This is a genomic window from Kiloniella laminariae (assembly GCF_027214005.1).
Classification (GTDB): Bacteria; Pseudomonadota; Alphaproteobacteria; order Kiloniellales; family Kiloniellaceae; genus Kiloniella; species Kiloniella laminariae_A.
Map to the genome: position 1 here is coordinate 14571 of NZ_JAPWGY010000015.1, position 21058 is coordinate 35628.

Sequence of the window (21058 nt, forward strand, 5' to 3'; positions counted from 1 at the left end):
CCCGACTTGGTGGCGGGCTTGTTATTAGGGTTTTCATCACACAGGCTATGCCTGCACTACTTTCCTCTTCCCGGCCTCCTCTATCCGACCTTCTTCCCCTTGCCCCACCTCCAGATGACAAGCCGAAAAATGCCTGTCTCCCAATTGACGAAGCATCGGCTGATCAGTTTTGCAACGAGGCATGGCATGGGGGCATCGGGGATGGAATTGGCACCCGGATGGCGGGGATAACGGAGAAGGCAGCTCCCCGACAATCGGTGTGAAAGTTTTCTTTTGCGCTTTCAATTGCGGCGCTTCAGCCATCAATGCCCGGGAATAGGGATGGTGCGGGTTATCAAACAAGGTGGCGGTTGAAGCTGTTTCAACGACCCGGCCAAGATAGAGAATCACAACCCGGTCAGCGATATAGCGTACAACATTGAGATCGTGACTGATAAATACAGATGCAAAAGAAGAATTTTGCCGCAATTCGACCAGCAGTTCCAGGATCTGAGCCTGGATAGAGACATCCAGCGCAGCAACCGCCTCGTCAAATACGACACAGGCCGGGTCGACAGCCAGTGCCCGGGCAATACCGACGCGCTGCCGTTGGCCACCTGACAAGGCATGCGGGAAACGATCAATAAAATCCGGTTTCAGTCCCACACGTCCCATTGCCTCGATCGCCGCATCACGGGCATCAGCTTTGGCGACAAGCCCATGCGCAACAGCAGCTTCAATGACGGTTTCGCCCACTCGCCTGCGCGGATTCAGACTGGTGTAGGGATTCTGGAATACCATCTGCAACTTGAACCTGGCGCGGCGGGCTTCTTCTGCTGGCAAGGTTGCAATATCTTTACCTTCAAAGCATACCTTCCCAGAAGTCGGGGCCAATAGCTGTACAGCAACCCGTCCAAGTGTCGACTTGCCACAACCGGACTCGCCGACAATACCAACCGTTTCTCCCCGGTTCACAACCATGGACACATTGTCTACTGCGACCAGATTTTCCAGTGGTCGTCCAATAGCTAATCGACGGGCCAGCTTGTCAAAAACACCATCATTCCGGGTGAATATCCGCGATATATTGCAAAGCTCAAGTAGAGGCATACTCATGAACGCGCCCCCTCTTGCAACGGATAGTGACACCGGGCATGACTCAGCTCAGTTCCGCGTAACTCAGGTCGTTCAACTTCACAATGATCCCTTGCCACAGGACAACGGGGTGCGAATGCGCAACCAGTGAATTCACCGAGAAGATTAGGAGGGAAGCCCCGCAGTATTTCGAGTTTTTTTCGTCCGGGGACGGGAATAGCCCCCATAAGTGCCCGGGTATAGGGGTGATTTGGCTGCTCGATAATTGAGGCGGTCGACCCGGATTCAACAATCTGTCCCGCATACATCACCATCACCCGGTCTGCCAGACCAGAGAGCAAAGACATATCATGACTTATCCAAATCACAGCAGTACCGTTCTGAGCCGCCATTTTCTGTACCTCTGCCAGAATTTGTGCCTGGATTGTTACATCAAGGGCTGTCGTCGGTTCATCGGCGATGATAATGTCAGGCTGGTTTAGAAAGGCGGTCGCAATCACTACTCGCTGGCGCATGCCACCAGAAAATTCATGCGGATAGGCTTTCAGACGTTCAGCCGGTTTCGGGATACCAACCATCTCCAGGACTTCAACTGTTCTCGCCTTTGCCTCTTCTCTGGATACATTTTGATGGGCAAGGACGGCTTCCATCATCTGTTCCCCGATTGTCAGCACCGGATTCAGGGATACCATGGGATCCTGGAAGATCATCGCGATCCGGTTTCCCCTTATCCCACGTAAATCTTCATGAGGCAGCTTGGTGATATCTTGCCCTGCATAAGAGACAGAGCCACTGGCAACCCGTGCTGGCGGATCAAGCAGATTTAGCAAAGCAAAACCCATCATCGATTTACCGCAGCCTGATTCCCCGACAACGCCCAGAATTTCTCCGGGGTAGAGATCAAAGCTTACATCCCGGACAATACGCGCAACCCTTTCGTCAGAAACCACCTCGGTGCAAAGCCCGGAAACAGATAGAATCGGTTCAGCCATGTTCCTAGCCCCTTTCTTTCGGATTAAGGATACGGCGGAGACGATCCCCGACGATATTGACTGTAAAAATCAGCAAAACCAGAGCCAGACCCGGATAGATCAGCTGCCAGGAATGACCGGATAGAATCTCCTTTGATCCATTCGCGATCAGTAATCCAAGGGACGGCGCTTCGATAGAAACTCCCAGCCCAAGAAAGGACAGAGATGCCTCAATAGCAGCCGCATGTGCGAGCTGAAGTGTAAACACGACAAGCAATGGCGGCAGGCTGTTCGGAAGAAGATGGACAAGGATAAGCCGATGTACGGGCAGTTCCAGGCATCTGGCTGCTTCAATATACTCCTGTCCTATCTGGACGAGAGCAACAGACCGAGCCGTTCGCGCATAATAGGGCCATTGGGCAAGAACCAGAGCAATAACAAGATTGAAATAGCCGGCTCCAAAGATTGACATGATGACCATTGCCACCAGAATCGTCGGGAAACCCAGCTTTATATCAACCGCCCGCATGATCAGCATATCAGTGGCGCCTTTGAAATATGCCGCAGCCAACCCGGCAAGCGTCCCTATAGCAAGAGCGAGAAGAGCGGCGGTACCGCTGATCGACAAGGACGTACGAAGCCCGTAAAGGATTGCTGAATAAAGATCACGCCCCAGCGCATCACTTCCCAGCAGATAAACAAAACGCCCATCCCCTGAAACTGTGCCTGGTGCGAGGTTCGCGTCAAAAAAATCGACCTGCGCATTATCATAGGGGTTCTGTGGCGTAATCCAGGGCGCGCTTATTGCCGCCAGAATCAAGAACAGGAAAATGGCAAGGCACAACAAGGAAAAAATACTCTGCCTCCTGAGGAAATCAAACAGGCTCCGCAACGAAGACATTTTTGTTCCCTTTCCTGCAGCAGAATTGTTTGCGGTTTGGGAAGAGCTCATGACTTGCTCCCGCTGATTTTGATCCTGGGGTCCAGCAAGGTGTAGAGCACATCCACAACTACATTGATCAGAATGAACATGGCCACCACGACCAGTAGATAACCAACAATTACCGGGCGATCATTCAAACGGATCGAATTGATCAGCAATTGTCCCATGCCAGGCCAGTCAAAAACCGTTTCTGTGATGATGCCATAGGCCAGAAGGTTCCCCAGTTCGAGGCCCAAAACCGTGACCAGGGGAATCTGGATATTGCGAAAGGCATGCCGTAGCAGGATTCGGCGATTGCTTATCCCTTTGGCCCGGGCGTAGCGAATATATTCGCTCGACATTACTTCCTGAATTGACGATCGGGTTAAGCGGACAATTAGGGCCGCGTTGAACAGAGCAAGATTGAAAGCAGGCAGAAAAATGTGACGCCAACCATCCGCTGTTGCCAGGCTGCTGCTTACGCCAAGGAACTGGTCAACTTCCCCCCTGTCTCCGGCAGGGAGCCAGTTTAACCAGACTGAAAAAAGCAAGATGAATAAAAGCCCTTGCCAGAAATTCGGCAGGGAAAAGGCAAAGATAGAACCATTCATAATGGCATGATCGGCCCACTTGTCAGCATAATATCCTGCGACCAATCCAAGGGGGATACCCATCAAAAGGGCAAACAGGAATGCAACCAGTCCCAGTTCAACAGTTGCTGGCAAGCGTTGAAGGATCAGCTGGATTGTGGGCTGGTTATAGACAAAAGAATCTCCAAGGTCCCCCTGGAGTAAACCCACGAGATATATCCGATATTGTGTCCAGATGGGTTGATCAAGCCCCAGAGCAGCACGGGCACGCTCGATATCCTCTACTGTAGAATCAGGTGACACCAGCAACTCAATAGGATCGCCAATCGCATAAACCCCCATAAAAATGAGTAACGATACCAAGAGCAGAACAAATATCGCCTGAATCAGTCTTTGAAATAGATATGCGGCCATCAGAACCTCCCTGTATTCAAGAGGTACGACGAACAATATCAATCGTCAATCTTACTAGAATATGTCATAACTCTATCGTATTTTATAATAGAGTTATGACATGACCCAGCCTTCTATTGCTCAGGTAAGCGCTTTTTTTGCAGTTTATACACACGGCTCTACCGTCAAGGCGGCCAAGGCGCTCGGCAAATCACAGTCCATCGTGTCCGCGAACATTTCCAGGCTGGAGGATTCTCTTGGTGGAGTCCTGTTTGAAAGAGCCAATGGCCGTCTTCGCCCTACTGAACGTGCAAACACTCTGGCTTCGCACGCCAGAAGCCTGCTTGAGGCGTATCAGACTTTTTCCGCACAAGGGAATAGCGGTGGGTATAAACGCTTCGTCATTGCAGCACCCCGTTCTCTCAGCATGACCTTCCTGCCGGGTATCGCGAAAAACCTTCAGCAAAAAAATCACGGACTGATCCTTGCCCTACAGTTTCTCCCCTACCAGCAAATTATCAATGATGTTGCAGAAGGCATTGTCGATGTGGGAATAACCAAACTTCCGGTACTTGATGACAGGGTTCTCGTTCACCCTGTCTGTGATGCCCCTTCGGTCGTTGTAATGCCGAAGGACCACCCTTTGGCGGCAAAAAAACTTCTAAAACCGGCTGATATCGGACAGACCCCCATGATTAGGCTGGGGAGCGGGCTGGAGTATTGGGAGAAAATCGAACTGGCTTTTAATGATGTTGGAATCCGTGCAAACTTTACAATCGAAGTAGGTGGGGTCGGACCTGCCTGCCGGATGGTCAGGGAAGGAATGGGCATCGCCATTGTCAACCAGCTTATGGCCGCTGAATACCTCGAGATTCTCGACCTGACATACCGCCGTTTCAGCCCTGATGTAATACATCAGTTCGCTTGGGTCAGCTCTCCCTTTTCTGAAAGCACCAAGCTTATCAGCCAATTCGGGGCAGCGCTCAAACAGGGGATGGCATCCCTTGGGCTTGAAAATACCTGATACAGGTAAACCCTCTAAAACGAAGATCAAAAAAAAAGAATTACCCAGGCTAACTTCGAAGCCGGTCATTTTATCAGATAGATTACGAAAGCTTTAGAGTCTTCAAACAGAAACCAGATTTGAACTTGCCAGCCCGGCAACCTGGAACAAACGCTGGACTCCCCGGGTGGTCAGATCTTCCCAATTCGGCTGCAGGACCTGTCGGATAATGCCCTCAAGTTTCAGGAAAGCGGCTTCAGTTTCCAAACTCTCTGGTTCTCCACATCTTTGTCCCGATGCTTTCTGAAGCCCAAAGGAAAAATCCCAATGAACCCGCAAGGCACCTACTGGTCCCAAAACCGGTAACCTGTCGCTTGCACAGGTCAAGTTGACCACCAGATCAACGTGTGGAGCCCCCTCTTCCATGAAAAGCTGCAGGGACTTTGGGAAAAGCTCCCCACCTTCATATCCCCGATCTCTGAGTAGTTTTAGAGCCGTCGATTTGACGACATCAGCAGGACGCCTCCCCGCACTGAAAGCTCTCACCCTCTTCCCGCCGAGGTCTTTCAACAAGGCTTCGGCCATCGGGCTCATAATTGCATTATCATCACAGAGAAACAGCACGTGCAGCGGAAAGGATTTCATGAGGGTGACCTCTCAAAAGAATCACGACAGCCACCAGTATCCCCGCTACCCGTCTCAAGCCTGTGAAAGGAGCGTGATGCTTTTATGAAAAATTTCTGTCTCCTGGATCAGGCCATCACCGCGCGCAGTTGTTCCATGACTGAGCGGATAGCCGGGACAAAGCGCAAGTCACCGTGAACGATAAGATACAGCGTCGCTTCTAGTCCGGGAATATCCGGCGTCAGACGTTTAAGCTGTGGGTCCTGATCTCCCGCGACCGAGGGAAGAAGCCCAATCCCCAGATTTTGCCGCAACAGGGTTTGCATCATCATCGCATGATTAATGCGAATCACCGGTGTTCTCTCCCCAAGATTACTCTTCATCCAACTGGCGTCGGGTTGATAGGAATGCTCATCATCCCAGCCGATCCATGGCAAGTGCGCCTGTCTAGACCACGCCACCAGATCTTCTGCCCGATCAATTCCGGATTGGAGACTATCGGCAGAAGTAAACACCGCAAAAGGCATTGATGCCAGTTTCTGGCTGTAGAGATTTCCTCGTTTCGGTTTACAGAAACGAATCAGAAGATCAGCTTCCCGCCGCGACAGGCTGGCTTCAATGTGTGTGATCACCAGCTCAAGCTCGATACCCGGCAAAGCCTTTCTGATATTCCCAATCTGTCCGGCCAGCAGCATTGCCGCCTGCTCGTTCATGGAAATACGCACACTCCCGACAGACTCATCACTTAACAAAGCGCTATGGCGAGTCAGTGATTCCGCCGCTTCTGCCATCGGAAAAGCCTTGCTCGCAAGAGAAACGGCTGCCTCTGTGGGCGACAGTCCATCAGCCAGACGTTCAAACAGGCGATTGTTCAGGCGTTGTTCCAGCGATTTGATCCGTCGGCCAATGGTTGGCTGGCTCGCCCCCAGATTTCTTGCCGCGGCAGAAAAAGAACGCGCTTCATAAACCGCGAGAAAAACCCGGATATCGTCCCAGTCATAGCCTGTTTTCAACACGGCACACCCCATGCAAATATGAATGCCATATATTCATATTAGTTTATTTAATTCATATTTGAATAATCATATCTTAAATATACAAACCAGCCAGCGGAAATCCCCTGCTTACTCCTCCAAGCTCAGGACAGAAAGCCGAGGATAAAAAAAGCCCCGGATAAAAAGTAATGCACCTCTTCCTCGCCAAAAACGCCCAGACCGTCCAGGCCATGTCTGCTGTGCTGCTCGCAGCATTGCTTTTCTCCTGCATGTTTGCATTTCCCAAAAGCGCCGAAATATCCCTGCCATGGTATCAAATCGTATTCATCCGCTATTGTGGGGGGCTGCTCTTTTTGCTCCCGGCCGCGCTCACCTGGAAATCCAGAGGCAACAGCCTGAAAAGCAATTACACTCTGATTCACTTTGGTCGCATGCTTGCCGGGATCGGCTCCGTTGCCTGCGTTGTCATTGCCGCAACACAGATAGCCCTAGTTGATGTTATCACCATCAGTTTTTCCAAGGGCGCCATCGTCTTGCTTCTGGCCGGTGTCCTGCTCGGCGAGAGGGTTTTTCCGCGCCACTGGTTCGCCGTCATCACCTCCATTTCCGGGGCCGCCCTCGTTGCTTACGGCAGCAGGAACGGCGAAAGCCAGAACCTACTCCACCCTGCATCGCTCCTAGCCCTGCTTGGAACCTTTTGTATGGCCGCAGAGGTTATCATCATCAAATTCGTCAGCAGACGCGAAGCTATCCCGGTGACCCTGTTGTATGTCAATGGCATGGCAACGGCCTTGTTATTGTTTCCGGCACTTTTCTGGGGTCACTGGACTGACCTTGCTGCTTGGTGGCCCATTCTGCTGATGGGGCCTGTTGCGATACTCGGCCAAAGCCTCAACCTCTTTGCCTATCGAAAAGTTGATGTGATCCTGCTTACTCCTCTAAGCTATAGCTCAATCGCTTTTTCAGCCATTATTGGCATTCTTGCCTTTGGCGAACCCCTGCGTTGGACCACAGTCGTGGGAGCAACTGTGATTATCGTGGGTAGTCTGCTGGGAATGGGATGGTGGAAAAAGCAACTTGCCGCATCCTGAAAAAGTTTGGCACCGAGTTCCCTTACTCCCGACAGCTTTTCCTCGACAGCGGTTTGACTTAAACTTGCAGAGTTGCCATATGGAACAGCTCAGTCTGTTTCCTCAGCAAGACATCTGTTTTTGAGGTGGCTTCGCATTTTTGTACACTGCCCCAACCTCTATGGAGACTGGACCGATCTATGAGTTTTGACACTCAGGCACTCAAACAACTGGCGCAACAGTTTCGCAACGACGCCGTCTCAACTCCTGTCTTTGTCTCTGATGTCCTGCGTGAAGCAATTATTTCCGGTGTTCTCTCGGCGCACAGCTTGATCCGCCAGGACAGTGTTGCTGATGTCCTCGTCGTTAGTAAAATCCCGGTTCGCGAGGCCCTCCGGACCCTTGAGGGAGAGAACCTCGTCCAGTTTGAACGAAATCGCGGGGCCCGGGTACTGCCAGGATCAATCGAGGAAATGACCGAGATATTCGAACTGAGAAAAGTGCTTGAACCGCATCTCCTCCGCCAGTCGATCCCAAATCTGACACCCCAAAACACCGCGGAGGCTCTTGCCCTTGTCGAGCAGGAAGCTGCCAGTACCAACCCTGAAGAACTTGGTCAGCTAAATCGACGGTTCCACGAGATTCTTCTCTCCGGTGCCAACGATACACTTGGGTATCGTTTCCTCTCGATCCTCTACAATGCTTCGGAACGTTATCTCCGTCTACACCGCCGGGAATCAGAATCGCGTTCCCGCAGTAATGTTGAGCATCGCAAACTGACTGAAGCCTGCCTTGCCCGGGACGGAAGCCTCGCTTCAGAGCTATTGCTGCAACATCTTGAGGCCGCAAGACAGGTCATTCACGGCAAGCTAGTCGCTGATCAGCCCCGCTTGTGAACCCGGAAAGCGACCCTGTCTGTTTCGTTGCACAATTACAAAAGAATCAGGCAGGGCCAAAACCAGTTCCACTCTCAGATGTCCTTGACCAGACGCAAGGCATCATAGATTGCAGCATGGGTGTTTCGGGCTGATACCGCATCTCCGATACGAAAGAGCTGGTAAGCACCTGATGGATTTTTATTCAGAGCCTGGGGTTTTCCGGCAAGCAGCGCCGCCTGATCCACCGCCCCAAGATTGGAAGATCCCGGTTTGAGATCAAAATAGAGATCGTCCAGTGGAATTGTCCCATGGTTGACCACGATCTGATCGAAACTGCGTTCCTTGCGAAGATCACTGTAATCACTGCCCACAACGGCCAGCAATTCATTCCCCTTGCGACGGACAGCAAGCAAACGGTAAGTCACGGTAAAGGTGACATTTTTGTCTTGCATGGCCCGCATATAGGGCACCAGATTCATTGCCATAACTTCCGGTGCAAAGCTTCGATCCGGCGTCATGATTTCCAGTCGGGCTCCACTTTCCAGAATCTTTTCCGCCGCCTGTAACCCGGCGTGGTCGCCAGCGTCATCATAAACCAGAACATTCTGCCCCGGCTTTACATCGCCCGAGAGAATATCCCAGCTTGAAACCACCAGCTCATTGCCCTGCTCCAGAACCTCGGTATGAGGCAAGCCCCCCGTAGCTATAATCACCACATCCGGATTTTCAGCAACAATATCTCCGGCCTCAGCCCAGCTGTTAAATCGGAACTCCACATCCCTTGCCGCACATTGCGCCATACGCCAGTCGATAATCGAGATCATTTCGCTACGGCGCGGTGTTTGTGCAGTTAGCCTGATTTGCCCTCCCGGCTGCGAAGCCGCTTCAAAAACAGTGACCGCATGGCCGCGCTCAGCCGCAACTCTGGCCGCTTCCAGCCCCGCGGCCCCGGCCCCGACAACAACTACCTTTTTGTGGTCACGCGCCCGGGGGATCACATGCGGCATGGTCAGTTCCCGACCTGTCGCTGCATTATGGATGCAAAGCGCATCGCCCCCCTGATAGATCCGGTCCAGGCAATAGGTTGCCCCGACACAGGGCCGGATGTCGTGTTCTCTCCCCTCCAGGATTTTCTGAACAATATGGGGATCTGCCATATGGGCACGGGTCATGCCGACCATATCAATCAAACCGGCCGATACCGCGTGCCGCGCCGTGGCAACATCAGGAATACGTGCAGCATGGAATGTCGGCATACCTGTGGCTTCACGAACCCGGCCAGCAAAATCGAGATGCGGTGCACTGCGCATGCCCTGTACCGGAATGACATCGGTCAACCCCGCGTCTGTATCAATCCGCCCCCGGATCACATTGAGAAAATCCACCAGTCCGGAATTTTTCAGGCGTCGGGAAATCTCGATACCCTCTTCGGCTGAAATTCCGTCCTTGTCCACTTCATCAGCGGTATAGCGAATTCCCACGATGAATTCGTCACCGACACGGCGGCGGATCGCCCCCAGAACCTCCATCGAAAACCGCATCCGGTTTTCAAGATTTCCGCCATATTCCCCCTCAAGGGTATTGGTCCGGGGTGACCAGAACTGATCCATCAGATGTCCATAGGCCTCAAGCTCGATCCCGTCCAGTCCCGCCGCCTGCATCCGCTCTGCCGCATCCGCATAGTCAGAAATAATCCGCTCAATGTCCCAGTCTTCCATTTTTTTGGGAAAGGCCCGATGCGACGCCTCGCGGTGGTGCGACGGTGATACCGCTGGCAACCAGTCTCCTTTGTTCCACCCGGTCCGACGTCCCAGATGTGTCAACTGGATCATCACGGCACAACCATGCTCATGACAGGCGTCTACGACCCGCCTCATATGAGGAACCACCTCGTCCTTATAGGCGAGGATATTGTTAAAAACCGGTGGACTGTCCCGGGATACCGCTGCAGACCCGGCAGTCATGGTCATGGCAATCCCGGCTTTGGCCCGCTCTTCATGATAGGCCCGATAGCGTTCCTTGGGCATGCCATCCTCAGGATAGGCCGGCTCATGACTGGTGGTCATGATACGGTTCTTAAGGGTGAGGTGTTTCAGTTTGTAGGGCTGCAACAGGGGATCGTTACTGGCCAATTTATATTCTCCTGCTTTTCTCGGGTGACCAGTGCGCAATTTTCTCGGCCTGAGTCTCTATCAATAACAATACAATACCTGCCATCAGGCTTGCCTCGGAAAATCAATACCAGGCATCAGTCATCTCGCTCTTTCTTCGCGCGACAAAATCCAGCAACGCTTCTTCGGTATCGGGATCCATATGAGGGGCCTGATAGTCCGCCAGAATCTGTTTCCACTTTCGATTGGCCCGGACCGCCGCATCCTCTCCCCCCTGCTCACTCCAGCTTTCAAACGGCTGATCGTCATTGAGATCGGTGTCCCAATAGGCTGTTTGATAATGTGCCAGGGTATGGGCTGTTCCAAACATATGCTGACCGGGTCCCCCTTCGCGTAAAGAGTCAATCCCAAGGGTATCATCGTTCACCTTGAAGCCTTCGAGATAGGCATGGAGCGCCCCGCAGATATCGGTATCCATGACAAATTTCTCGTAGGACATTGATAACAGGCCATCAAGAAACCCTGCCGAATGGAGAATGTAGTTCGCCCCCCCCTGGATGGCGGACATCATCGACATCATTCCCTGTGTCGTTGCCTGGCTATCGGGCAGCTTAGAGGTGGCAAAATTCCCCGCACAACGCAGAGGCAATTTCAAACGCCGGGCAAGCTGTCCCATAACAAGACTGCCAAGGGCAGGTTCTGGTGTCCCAAAAGTCGGACTGCCGGATCGCAGGGACAAAGACGAGAGGAACGAAGCCAGAATCGCTGGGGCTCCTGGCCGCACCAGTTGGGTCAGGGCACAGCCAACCATGGATTCCGCCAGCCCCTGCGCAACAGCCCCCGGCATTGTGACTGGGGAAACCGCCCCGCCAAGCAGAAACGGCAGGTGGATCGAGCCTTGCCCCGCTTCGGCATAGGCGCGGATTCCCTTTGTTGACACCCCATCCCAGACCAAGGGCGAAGTCGAATTGAAATTACCCATGATCACGCAATTCTGATCGACAAACCCGGCCCCGAAGAGAACCCGGCACATTTCAATACTATCCTCGGCGCGCTCAGGCGCCGTAATCGAACCAAGAAAGGCACGGTCAGAATAGCGCATATGGGCCAGGACCATATCCAGATGACGCTTGTTCACAGGAACATCGGTTGGCTCGCAGATCGTTCCACCGGAATGGTGTAACCAGGGACTGGACTGGGCCAGCTTCACAAAATTTTCGAAGTCCTCAATCGTTCCATAGCGCCGCCCCCGGTCCAGATCCATGACAAAGGGCGACCCATAGGCCGGGGCAAAGACCATGGCATCACCGCCAATATCGACGGAGTTGGCAGGGTTGCGCGCATGCTGGGTGAAACGTTCCGGAGCCGTCTTCAGAATTTCCCGAATCATGCCTGGTTCAAATTTTATGTTCCAGATATCTTCTGAGACCGACGTGACCTGCCCGCCCGCTTTCTTGAACAGAGAAACCGTTTCAGGATCGTCCCTGAACTCAATCCCCAGCTCTGCAAGAATAGTATCTGCAGCCTGTTCGATCCTGATCAGGCTCTCTTCGCCAAGCAGATCATAGGTTGGAATTTTCCGTGTGATAAAAGGCGCCTTCAGGTGACTATTCTGCTCGGCACCTCCAGCCCGACTGGCACGCCGTGCCGCACGGCCGCGTTGTTTTACAGGAGCCAGCTGTTTTATTTCTTTTATGCACCCAAGTTCCCTGCCCATAACCTGCATCACCTTTTTTAATAGCGGTATACACACGTTATACTTATGCAATATACTTGTGACGCCTCATAATTCTTACTCTTTGGGCAAGTTATATTTATGCGAAAGCTCAAAAATCTAATTCAGTCTCCTACGGCCCTCTTTTCGTTTGAGGCCGCAGGTCGGCACCTGTCTTTTGCCAGAGCCGCAGAAGAACTGAATGTCAGCCAGGCGGCTGTTAGCTATGCCATCAAGCAGCTCGAAAGTGCTCTGAACACCCAGCTGTTCTATCGGGGACATCGATCTGTACAGCTGACCGAAGCCGGACAGCGCTTTCACAGTGATGTCACCATGGGCCTCGGGCACATACATAGATCTGCCCAGGAACTCTCGAGATCAGAGAGCGACCGTAACGTCACGCTTTCCTGCTCAACAGCCTTTGCCAACTACTGGCTAGTCCCCCGTCTGGCTTCCTTCAGCCAGCACCATCCTGATATCGACATCAGAATGCAGACAACGGACAAGGATGTTGACCCCGCAGCAGAAGAAATTCCACTCGGGATCCGGCGTGGCAATGGGGTTTGGCCCGGTCATGATGCAATCCAGATTGCCAAAGAAGTTGTCTATCCCATCGCCAGTCCCAAATATCTATCTGTATACGGCAGACCCAAAAGCCCGCAGGATCTGGCAAAACATCGTCTGCTTCATCTGGAAGAGCCTTATCGTGACCGCCCAAACTGGGACACCTGGTTCAAGGCTAAAGGCATGGACTGGGAAGACAATCGGGACGGGTTACGGTTCAACGACTATGCACTTGTTATCCAGACCACTCTTGCCGGAGGGGGAATTGCCCTGGGGTGGTGGCATCTTGTCGATCACCTCGTCCACCATGGCCTGCTCAAGCTTGTCGATGACCAACCGGTTCATTTCGGCGGGAATTTCTGGGTGCTTTGGCCAAATCACAAACCTTTGAGCCCTCAGGCGGAAAAAGTGCGGGACTGGCTCATATCAAACCAAGAATCCTTGGACAGCGGGCAATATTGACGCGATATTATATCTGAAAGAACAAGGAGATACCGGATGCCCTCGAACCAAGACAACAGTTCCAAACGTACAATCGCCATGGTCGCCCATGACAAGATGAAACCCGTTTTGCTTGAATGGGCCATGGATAATCAGGATCTGTTACGGAACTTCAGGATCGTCGCAACAGGCACAACCGGGCGCGTACTCTCGGAGAATCTCAAGGACGTTGATATTCAATGCTTTAAAAGCGGGCCTCTCGGGGGCGATCTTCAGATCGGCGCTATGATATCTACTGGCGATCTGGAAGCACTGTTTTTCCTGGTAGACCCGATGACACCGCAACCACATGATGTTGATGTCAAAGCCCTGATCCGGATTTCGACGCTTTATGAGACCCCTGTCGCCTGTAACCGGACCACTGCCGACTTTGTCCTGCGAGGAATCACCGACCCCGCTTATGTCAGACGTCCGGCCCATCCGATGATTGAGGAATACGTGCAGCGTTCCGTGTGATCATTTTTTCCAAGCGACATCTCAAGAGTGATCTATAATAAAGAGGAAACCAGCCCAAAAGGATCGCTCAATCAGAGGGGATGGGGTGAACAACTTTGGTGATGACCTCTTCCTCACCTTCCACATGCCAGTTCGCCCATAAACGGCACTGGTCATCGGGTTCCAGACTCAGGAAATTCCGGGCCAACATGTATTTGGCACGCTTTGTCGGCAGCTCCATCATTCGCGCAGTTATTCCCTGCACCACTGTTTCGACTTCATCGCTCAGCCTGTTCAGAAGCCACCCCATCAGTTTCGGTGGGGCGGGATGCACAATGCCCGAAGCGGTCAACTGATTAATGACCTTCTCTCTTCCCTGACCAGAAGCGCCCCTTTCGTTTTCAATCACTCCAAGGCAAGCCACATGAACATCCCCTGACAGGATCGTCACCCGGCAGCTCTTTTTCTCCATAAGGTCAAACATTCTGTGGATCGTCCGCAAACGCTCTTTGCGATGCGGTGGGCTTTGCCAGTGATCTCTCAGATCATCTTCCAGCTCCTGCTCCCCCGGGAACCAGCCGAAAAGGCTTTCCAAACGACCAAAATCGGCATGTACAATTGGTACTGGTGCAACAAAGAGCAGATGCTTCGGGCCACCTTGTTGCGCCGGATCACAGCCATCCAGCCAGCGCCAGATTCGATCCCAGCTTTCACGAGAAAGTACCTGCTTCTGACTCCGTTCACTCCGGGCATCAAGCGAGAGGACCAGATAGTTTCCGACCCGTAACACAGTGGTGTAACCGTCGGTTCCCAGGCTACCGGGGTGGTGCTCACCTCTGATATCAGGCAACTGCTGCTGGAACACCGCAAAATGCCTTCGGGCTTCTTCAAAAATTCCCTGATAAACAGAACAGTTCTGGTCTTCAGGCGCGTAGGATCCCCAGCCATCAAAGATGTCGTGATCATCCCACATCATCACTGTCGGGATAGAGGCCAGAGCCTCGCTGACTTCTGACTGCTTCCAGCGCTGACAATAAAGTTCAAAGTAAAACCGCTCGATCTGGGAACGCATAACCGCTGTGAACTTGCGGGCCCGCCGTTCAAGACGGGGCAGTTCAACCCATTTTTTAATGTCGGGACATTTTTCCCAGATTTCATCTGCATAGATCTGGTCTCCCCCCATGATCATCAGATTGTAGGGAGCATCACCATGCTGGTTCAGCAAGACTTTCCACATTCCGTTTTTGTCATCAACCTTCTTGATCTCACTCGGTGCCGAGAAACCATTACAGGAAACAAAAACCATCTGCGGATCTGCTCCAGCCGCAGGTACGCTAAAGCTCCAGCTTTTCCCGTCAAAGCCATAAGAAACCTGTCCAAGCTCAGCACCCAGATCAACCCTCAGATCAAAGCGGTAAACGACCTGCTCTTTAAACCTCAGAAGCTCCTGAACATTCACGCGTTCAGCCTTCCCGGAGATGATCTCCAGACCAGGCACACCACCACTGGCAACAAGAAGAACCGACACGCTCCAATGAGTTCGCGAAGAGGTACGCAGACTTAATACTGGCCCCAGAATCAGTTTCATGACAACACTCCCCTTGATTGTATTGTTCGGGAAATATTACATACAAAAGCAATCTATGACGACTATTAAGCTTTTACGCACCTTTACTGTCGTTATCCCTGCACCGCATAAATATAACCTGTGAATTACCCAGAAATTTAAGGGGCTCAGATAGGCGACGAAGCCGCACGCATGATATTCATCAGGTCATCCCGCATATGGGACAGGGCATTTTTAATATGCGTCGAGGCTTCATAAAGCTGTTTCGTCGCATTTCCTGTCGTGTGAGACGCCTCCTGCATCGCTGTACTGCTGCCTGAAACCCGGTTGGCATTCTCCAGGCTATCTTCCACATAGCGGGCGATGGTGTTCGCCGCATTACTCTGGACATCGAACAGCTGGACAACGCCGTGCATTGACTGCTCGACTTCTTCTATACGCCCTTCGACTTGCCGGATGTTTGTTGCCGTTTCCTGTGAAACCTCACAAATCGCTCTGACTCTTTGCGCGATGGCTTCCGTGGCCCGGGATGTTTCAGCCGAGAGTTTTTTCACCTCTCCGGCAACCACGGCAAACCCCGCCCCTGCCGCACCAGCCCGGGAAGCTTCAATCGTGGCATTCAGCGCCAGCAGGTTTGTCTGGGCTGCAATTTTCTGGATAATATCGACGATACCTTCTACCTGAACGGCGGTTTCATGCAGACGATGAACCGTTGCATTCGCATTCCGGGTCTCCCCTGTCGCCAACAGCGTCAGGTCTCGCTGATGCTGCACAGCGCTGGTCATTTCCTCGCTGCAGGACAGCAGGTTCCGGGAAAGTTCCATTACTTCCCCGGCCATCCGGGCATTCACGCCAGCCAGATCCGTAGCTTCTCCCGCCCTCAGGCTCGCGCTAGAGGCAAAATTCTGTAACTGGTCAGACATGGTCATCAATGTATCCGCATGCACACTCACATCCCTCACGCTGGAATTCATGCCGCTCTCGAGCTGGGAGGCAACCAGGGTCAGACGCTCTTCCATCGCAAGCTGTATCCGCAAACGTTGGGCTTCGTTTTCATCGCGAAGAACTCGGGCTTCGTCACGGGCCTCCTGGAAACGGACCAGCCCCCGTGCCAATGATCCGATTTCATCCAGTCGTGTCACTTCGGCAAGAGTAACGCTTTCCCCTTCGGCGATCGCCCGGGATGCCGCCTGCAGACGGACCAGTGATCCAGTGACCAGTTTTCGTCCCACAGCATAAATGACACCGAGCACCAGAAGGATTGCAGCCAGCCCAAGAATGGCAACAACCAGAATTGCCTGCTCAGCAAAGAGCTCCACATCTCTATCCATTTGCTTGATTTCATCGACATCGGCGAGAAAAGCCACGCGCTTGAGCTCTGCCTCCAGGCTCTTGTTCGCCAGTTGCCCCTTGAGCTGTGAAACCTTGAGTATCAAGGCATCCGCCCCCGTATTCTCTGCCGTAATCCGGTTGATCTTTTGGGTCAGTTCATCAAGTGTCAGAGTAGAAAACCTTAGCTCCCTCACCCTGTTCTGGAATTCCCCCGCCAAAAACACACCATACGAGACGGCAGAAACACCATCGATCTGATCAACCAGAAGAACACCTCTTTTACCAAGATCCCGTCTCTGGTTACGTTTTTTGTACCGGAGCAACAGCGCGTCCCGCCCCTTGTGCTCCAGCGGCATTACCCCTTCTTGTGCGGCCCAGCTCTCCACAGCCCTTAGAGCATCAAGCTCCAGAAATCCCGAGATAGAAAGATACTCATTCTGAAGATCAATGATCTCCATCCGAAGCGACTGATTAACCGAGCGTAAAAGCTCGGCCCGGTCATCTTCTTTTTCCATAATTTGCTTGATCAGTTGATCATAGGCCCCCACCAGAAGCACCATGAGAGGAACAAGAACCGATATCAGGGTTAACAACAGCTTGATATCAATCCGGGCACGGATCATTGCGAACATATAGTCCTCGTCTTCAACAGTCCTGAACATCGCGTCGAAATCGGTCTTTCAGGCTTTCTGTCCCTGAAGAAACTTCGCCGGATGACATTGCTACGCGAAGCTCATTACAGTTTTAAGGAATTTCAATGACCCTTTCTCATACAGCTCAATTGAATGTGATATGCAGTTGAAGCGCAAAAACCCTATCTTGTAGAAAGATCATTCAGGAAGGCTTCCAGCATGTCTCGGCTCACCAAATATTTTCTTTCTATCGTTGCGATTCTGACGTTATCAAACTCCCTCTCCGTACTGTCTGAGGCAGCAGAAAATCCTGTTTACACTGGCATTTTTTCTTCGGTCGCCATCAACGGTTACGACCCCGTTGCCTATTTCACACAAGGCAAACCGATTAAGGGAACAGAGGAACTGAATTATGAGTGGATGGGGGCAGAGTGGCACTTCTCAACAGAAGACAACCTGATTGCCTTCAAAAATATGCCCGAGAAATTTGCACCGCAATATGGCGGCTATTGTGCCTGGGCTGTTGCGCATGGAGATACGGCTTCCACAGATCCCTACGCATGGAAAATTGTTGGTGACAAGCTTTACCTTAATTACAGTCAGGACATTCAAAAACGCTGGGAAAAAGATATTCCGGGCTATATCCAGTCCGGGGATCACAATTGGCCAAAAGTGCTGGAGTAGGGATAAGCAACCCTTTTTGGCAGGCATTATCACGTAAAAATAGCGAGAGGAACCGAGGGAAAAGTTATCAGAAATTTTTGAAATATTTATCACGAATTACAATTAGCGACTATATCAAACACTTTTATTACAGCAAAATCATGTTAATATATCATAGGTAGTAAAAAATTTCATTGCTCATGTACCACAACATGCGTACATGCTCCTTGAAATCTTTCTGCCTCAATCGGTTATTATTTTGGCAGAAAGTTTTTTAAGGAAAAACAGTTCACCTAATCTACGATCAGAAAATTGACTTCTGATTGTACCATTTTACAGCAAGATCGCTGGTCATTCACCCTGGCATCCATTGCCCTAACAGTAAGAATTTTGGGTCAAGTCAGAGTACATCATTGTCCAAGAAAGAGACCTCCTCACTTTCCGGACAGCCAGCTACATCCAGGCAAGAGGGGATTAATCATGCACAGCCAGGTACTTACAGGCAAAGAACGATTTTTCAAAGACGATGAAATCATCGTCAGCAAGACGGATCTTAAAGGCCACATTACTTATGCCAACAAGATTTTCCTGAAAATTGCAGACTATAAAGAAACCGAAGTCCTCGGCCAGCCTCACCGTATTATCCGCCACCCTTCCATGCCACGGGCTATTTTTCGGCTTCTTTGGGAAACGCTTGAAAAGAAGCAGGAGATATTCGCCTATGTCATCAACCGGACCAAGGGCGGGGACCACTATTGGGTTATTGCACATGTCACTCCAAGCCTGGACAGCAATAACCGCATCATTGGATACCACTCCAATCGACGGGTTCCTGAACGGAAGGTGCTGGATCAGACCATAATCCCGCTCTACAAAAATCTCTGGAACATCGAGCAACAGGACAACCGGAAAACCGGACTCCAGCAATCCTATAAAACGCTCACAGACCTCCTTCATCACAAGGGCCAGGAATACGACGAGTATATTTCCAGAATCATAAACAATCGGGGAGAAGCCGCATGATCTCGATCGGAAACAACAAAGATCTGCAAAAAATTCTCGATGTTTGCACAGCCGTTTCCAACGGTGATTTTGAAGCAAGAATCACAGGCATTAAAGAAACCGGTCAAATGTCAGAGGTGATGAACGTCATCAACCTGCTCATTGACAGAACTGATGCCTTTATGCGCGAAGCAACGGCCTCGTTGGAATATGTTAGTGATGACAAATACTTCCGGCGTATTTCCGAAAAAGGGATGGTTGGATCTTTTGCCACCGCCAGCAAAACAATCAATCGCGCCATGGATTCCATGGAAAGCCGGGTTACCTCCTTCTCTGGCATTATTGACGGTTTTCAGTCTTCCATGACCAACGTGATAAGTACCGTCGCCTCTGCCTCTACCGAACTGAACGCCTCTTCAGAGACCATGGGTCACACCGCAACCCAGACCAGTGAGCAGGCAACTTCCGTCGCTGCTGCTGCTGAGGAAGCCGCAACCAACGTCCAGACGGTTGCCTCTGCAGCTGAAGAACTTTCCAGCTCCATTCATGAAATCACCCGGCAGGTTTCTCAATCTTCGAGCATTACCGTCGAAGCGGTAAACGAGGCAGAAAACACCGTCCGGATGATCGGTAATCTTGAACAGTCTTCCGAAAAAATCGGCGAGGTAATGAAACTCATCAAGGATATTGCTGATCAGACAAACCTTTTGGCCCTGAACGCAACCATTGAAGCTGCCAGGGCTGGTGAAGCCGGCAAAGGGTTTGCCGTCGTCGCCTCCGAAGTCAAGAGCCTTGCAAACCAATCCGCCAAAGCCACTGAAGAGATTGTCCTTCAGATCACAGCCGTTCAGGATGCGACAAACAGTGCTGTGACCGCTGTCACCCGTATCCAGAAAGTAATCGAGCAGGTGAATATCAGCTTTTCGACGATAGCATCGGCCATTGAACAACAAGGCGCTGCCACACGGGAAATTGCCCGCAATGTCGAACAGGCTTCTGCCGGAACAATGGAAGTCACCAGCAACATCCAGCGCGTGACGCAGGGCTCGGTCGAGACAGGAAATGCGGCCAGGGATGTATTCTCAGCCTCAAAAGAATTGTCCGTACAGGGCGAAATCCTGCGTAATGAGGTCGACAGCTTCATCACATCCGTGCGCGCGATCTTATAGCCTCCTCAGAGTAGCTTAGGCAGACAGAATTTTCGCAATTTCATTTCTGACATTGCAACCCTGGGGGCAATCCCCAAAGAAATTCCCGGACAACCCTATGGAAGCACCCTTGGGTTGTTCGGGACTAAACCCACCCCTTTGATGAATTTTTGTTTTTCAGACCGCGGGGATCCGCTATTCTTCAGCTTTACTGTATCGGATTGAAAGCACCATCAGCCTGAAAAAAAGGCCGAAACATTTCATTCCTTCAAAATACAACAGGCACACGACCAGATAAGGACTACATCCATGCCGTCATTCGACATCGTATCAAAAACGGACATGCCAGAAGTAAACAACGCGCTTGACGGCGTACGTCGGGAAGTTGGCACACGTTACGACTTTAAAGGCTCAAGCTGTGAAATTACCTTGCAGGACGAAGTCATTACCATTCTGGCTGATGACGATCTCAAGCTTCAGCAGATGCACGAACTGTTGAAAGGGCACCTGACCCGCCGCAGCGTCGATGCCGCAGCATTGGATTATGGCAAAGCCCAGCCAGCTTCAGGTAACAAGGTTCGCCAGACAATCACCATCAAGCAAGGCATTGACCGTGAACTGGCAAAAACGATCACTACAGCGATCAAACAGGGAAAGCTCAAGGTCCAGGCCTCGATCCAGGGCGATGAAGTCCGGGTTAACGGCAAGAAACGCGATGACCTTCAGGAAGCCATCGCCATGCTCAAGGGCATGGATATCGAACAACCCCTGCAGTTTGTGAACTTCAGAGACTAAAGCCTTTTGCTTTTAATCTGAGACATATCCAGCAGCCTTGAAGAAATTCCAGCATTCGGAAGGATCGTAGAGAT

19 protein-coding genes are annotated in these 21058 nt (G+C 51.6%); 9 read left to right on the forward strand and 10 right to left on the reverse strand.

Annotation, left to right across the window (positions count from 1 at the left end):
* Positions 1 to 45: 45 nt before the first annotated feature.
* Genes O4H49_RS19760 through O4H49_RS19775 form a run of 4 tightly spaced genes read right to left on the reverse strand, consistent with a single transcriptional unit; the run spans position 46 to position 3971 of the window.
* A complete protein-coding gene (locus O4H49_RS19760; RefSeq protein ID WP_269425154.1) occupies positions 46 to 1095 on the reverse strand; it encodes an ABC transporter ATP-binding protein in 1050 nt (349 codons plus the stop codon).
* Positions 1092 to 2066 (reverse strand): ABC transporter ATP-binding protein, encoded by a 975-nt coding sequence (locus O4H49_RS19765; RefSeq protein ID WP_269425155.1) that lies wholly within the window; start codon positions 2064 to 2066, stop codon positions 1092 to 1094. Before O4H49_RS19765 ends, O4H49_RS19760 begins: the two co-directional genes overlap by 4 nt.
* A 4-nt stretch (positions 2067 to 2070) precedes the next feature.
* On the reverse strand, positions 2071 to 2997 hold the full coding sequence (locus O4H49_RS19770; protein WP_269425156.1) for an ABC transporter permease: 927 nt from the start codon (positions 2995 to 2997) through the stop codon (positions 2071 to 2073).
* Positions 2994 to 3971, reverse strand: coding sequence for an ABC transporter permease (locus O4H49_RS19775; protein WP_269425157.1), 978 nt, complete (start codon positions 3969 to 3971; stop codon positions 2994 to 2996). The genes O4H49_RS19770 and O4H49_RS19775 overlap by 4 nt, the downstream gene beginning before the upstream one ends.
* Before the next feature lie 100 nt (positions 3972 to 4071).
* Here O4H49_RS19775 and O4H49_RS19780 point away from each other — a divergent pair, with 100 nt between their 5' ends.
* Entirely contained in the window at positions 4072 to 4974 is a 903-nt protein-coding gene (locus O4H49_RS19780; protein WP_269425158.1) for a LysR family transcriptional regulator, read from the forward strand.
* Positions 4975 to 5076: 102 nt separating this feature from the next.
* On the opposite strand, the gene O4H49_RS19785 is transcribed toward O4H49_RS19780, so the two are convergent.
* Together O4H49_RS19785 and O4H49_RS19790 are read right to left on the reverse strand one after the other, a co-directional pair.
* Positions 5077 to 5598 (reverse strand): hypothetical protein, encoded by a 522-nt coding sequence (locus tag O4H49_RS19785; protein ID WP_269425159.1) that lies wholly within the window; start codon positions 5596 to 5598, stop codon positions 5077 to 5079.
* A 107-nt stretch (positions 5599 to 5705) separates the two neighbouring features.
* Entirely contained in the window at positions 5706 to 6593 is an 888-nt protein-coding gene (locus O4H49_RS19790) for a LysR family transcriptional regulator (protein WP_269425160.1), read from the reverse strand.
* 167 nt (positions 6594 to 6760) lie between these two features.
* Between O4H49_RS19790 and O4H49_RS19795 the strand changes: the two genes are divergently transcribed.
* The gene (locus O4H49_RS19795; protein ID WP_269425161.1) at positions 6761 to 7663 is read left to right on the forward strand and encodes a DMT family transporter; all 903 of its coding nucleotides are present in this window, start codon (positions 6761 to 6763) and stop codon (positions 7661 to 7663) included.
* 179 nt (positions 7664 to 7842) lie between these two features.
* The gene (locus O4H49_RS19800; RefSeq protein ID WP_269425162.1) at positions 7843 to 8538 is read left to right on the forward strand and encodes a GntR family transcriptional regulator; all 696 of its coding nucleotides are present in this window, start codon (positions 7843 to 7845) and stop codon (positions 8536 to 8538) included.
* A 74-nt stretch (positions 8539 to 8612) separates the two neighbouring features.
* Here the strand turns inward: O4H49_RS19800 and O4H49_RS19805 are convergent, their stop codons facing one another.
* Positions 8613 to 10652: an NADH:flavin oxidoreductase gene (locus O4H49_RS19805; protein ID WP_269425163.1), complete on the reverse strand. Its 2040-nt coding sequence runs from the start codon at positions 10650 to 10652 to the stop codon at positions 8613 to 8615.
* A gap of 103 nt (positions 10653 to 10755) precedes the next feature.
* Entirely contained in the window at positions 10756 to 12348 is a 1593-nt protein-coding gene (locus O4H49_RS19810) for a trimethylamine methyltransferase family protein (protein ID WP_269425164.1), read from the reverse strand.
* 99 nt (positions 12349 to 12447) lie between these two features.
* On the opposite strand from O4H49_RS19810, the gene O4H49_RS19815 reads away from it, so the two are divergent.
* Positions 12448 to 13371, forward strand: a complete 924-nt coding sequence (locus O4H49_RS19815) for a LysR substrate-binding domain-containing protein (protein WP_269425165.1) — start codon at positions 12448 to 12450, stop codon at positions 13369 to 13371.
* A gap of 36 nt (positions 13372 to 13407) precedes the next feature.
* Positions 13408 to 13866, forward strand: coding sequence for a methylglyoxal synthase (locus tag O4H49_RS19820; RefSeq protein WP_269425166.1), 459 nt, complete (start codon positions 13408 to 13410; stop codon positions 13864 to 13866).
* 67 nt (positions 13867 to 13933) lie between these two features.
* Here O4H49_RS19820 and O4H49_RS19825 read toward each other — a convergent pair whose 3' ends face one another.
* Positions 13934 to 15433: an alkaline phosphatase D family protein gene (locus O4H49_RS19825; RefSeq protein WP_269425167.1), complete on the reverse strand. Its 1500-nt coding sequence runs from the start codon at positions 15431 to 15433 to the stop codon at positions 13934 to 13936.
* Positions 15434 to 15579: 146 nt separating this feature from the next.
* Positions 15580 to 17406, reverse strand: a complete 1827-nt coding sequence (locus O4H49_RS19830; RefSeq protein ID WP_269425168.1) for a methyl-accepting chemotaxis protein — start codon at positions 17404 to 17406, stop codon at positions 15580 to 15582.
* 189 nt (positions 17407 to 17595) lie between these two features.
* Here O4H49_RS19830 and O4H49_RS19835 point away from each other — a divergent pair, with 189 nt between their 5' ends.
* From O4H49_RS19835 to O4H49_RS19850, 4 genes are all read left to right on the forward strand, one after another.
* Positions 17596 to 18060, forward strand: coding sequence for a YHS domain-containing (seleno)protein (locus tag O4H49_RS19835; protein ID WP_269425169.1), 465 nt, complete (start codon positions 17596 to 17598; stop codon positions 18058 to 18060).
* Between the two features lie 459 nt (positions 18061 to 18519).
* Positions 18520 to 19062: a PAS domain-containing protein gene (locus O4H49_RS19840; protein WP_269425170.1), complete on the forward strand. Its 543-nt coding sequence runs from the start codon at positions 18520 to 18522 to the stop codon at positions 19060 to 19062.
* A complete protein-coding gene (locus tag O4H49_RS19845) occupies positions 19059 to 20210 on the forward strand; it encodes a methyl-accepting chemotaxis protein (RefSeq protein ID WP_269425171.1) in 1152 nt (383 codons plus the stop codon). Before O4H49_RS19840 ends, O4H49_RS19845 begins: the two co-directional genes overlap by 4 nt.
* A gap of 288 nt (positions 20211 to 20498) precedes the next feature.
* Positions 20499 to 20984: a YajQ family cyclic di-GMP-binding protein gene (locus O4H49_RS19850; RefSeq protein ID WP_269425173.1), complete on the forward strand. Its 486-nt coding sequence runs from the start codon at positions 20499 to 20501 to the stop codon at positions 20982 to 20984.
* Positions 20985 to 21058 lie beyond the last annotated feature (74 nt).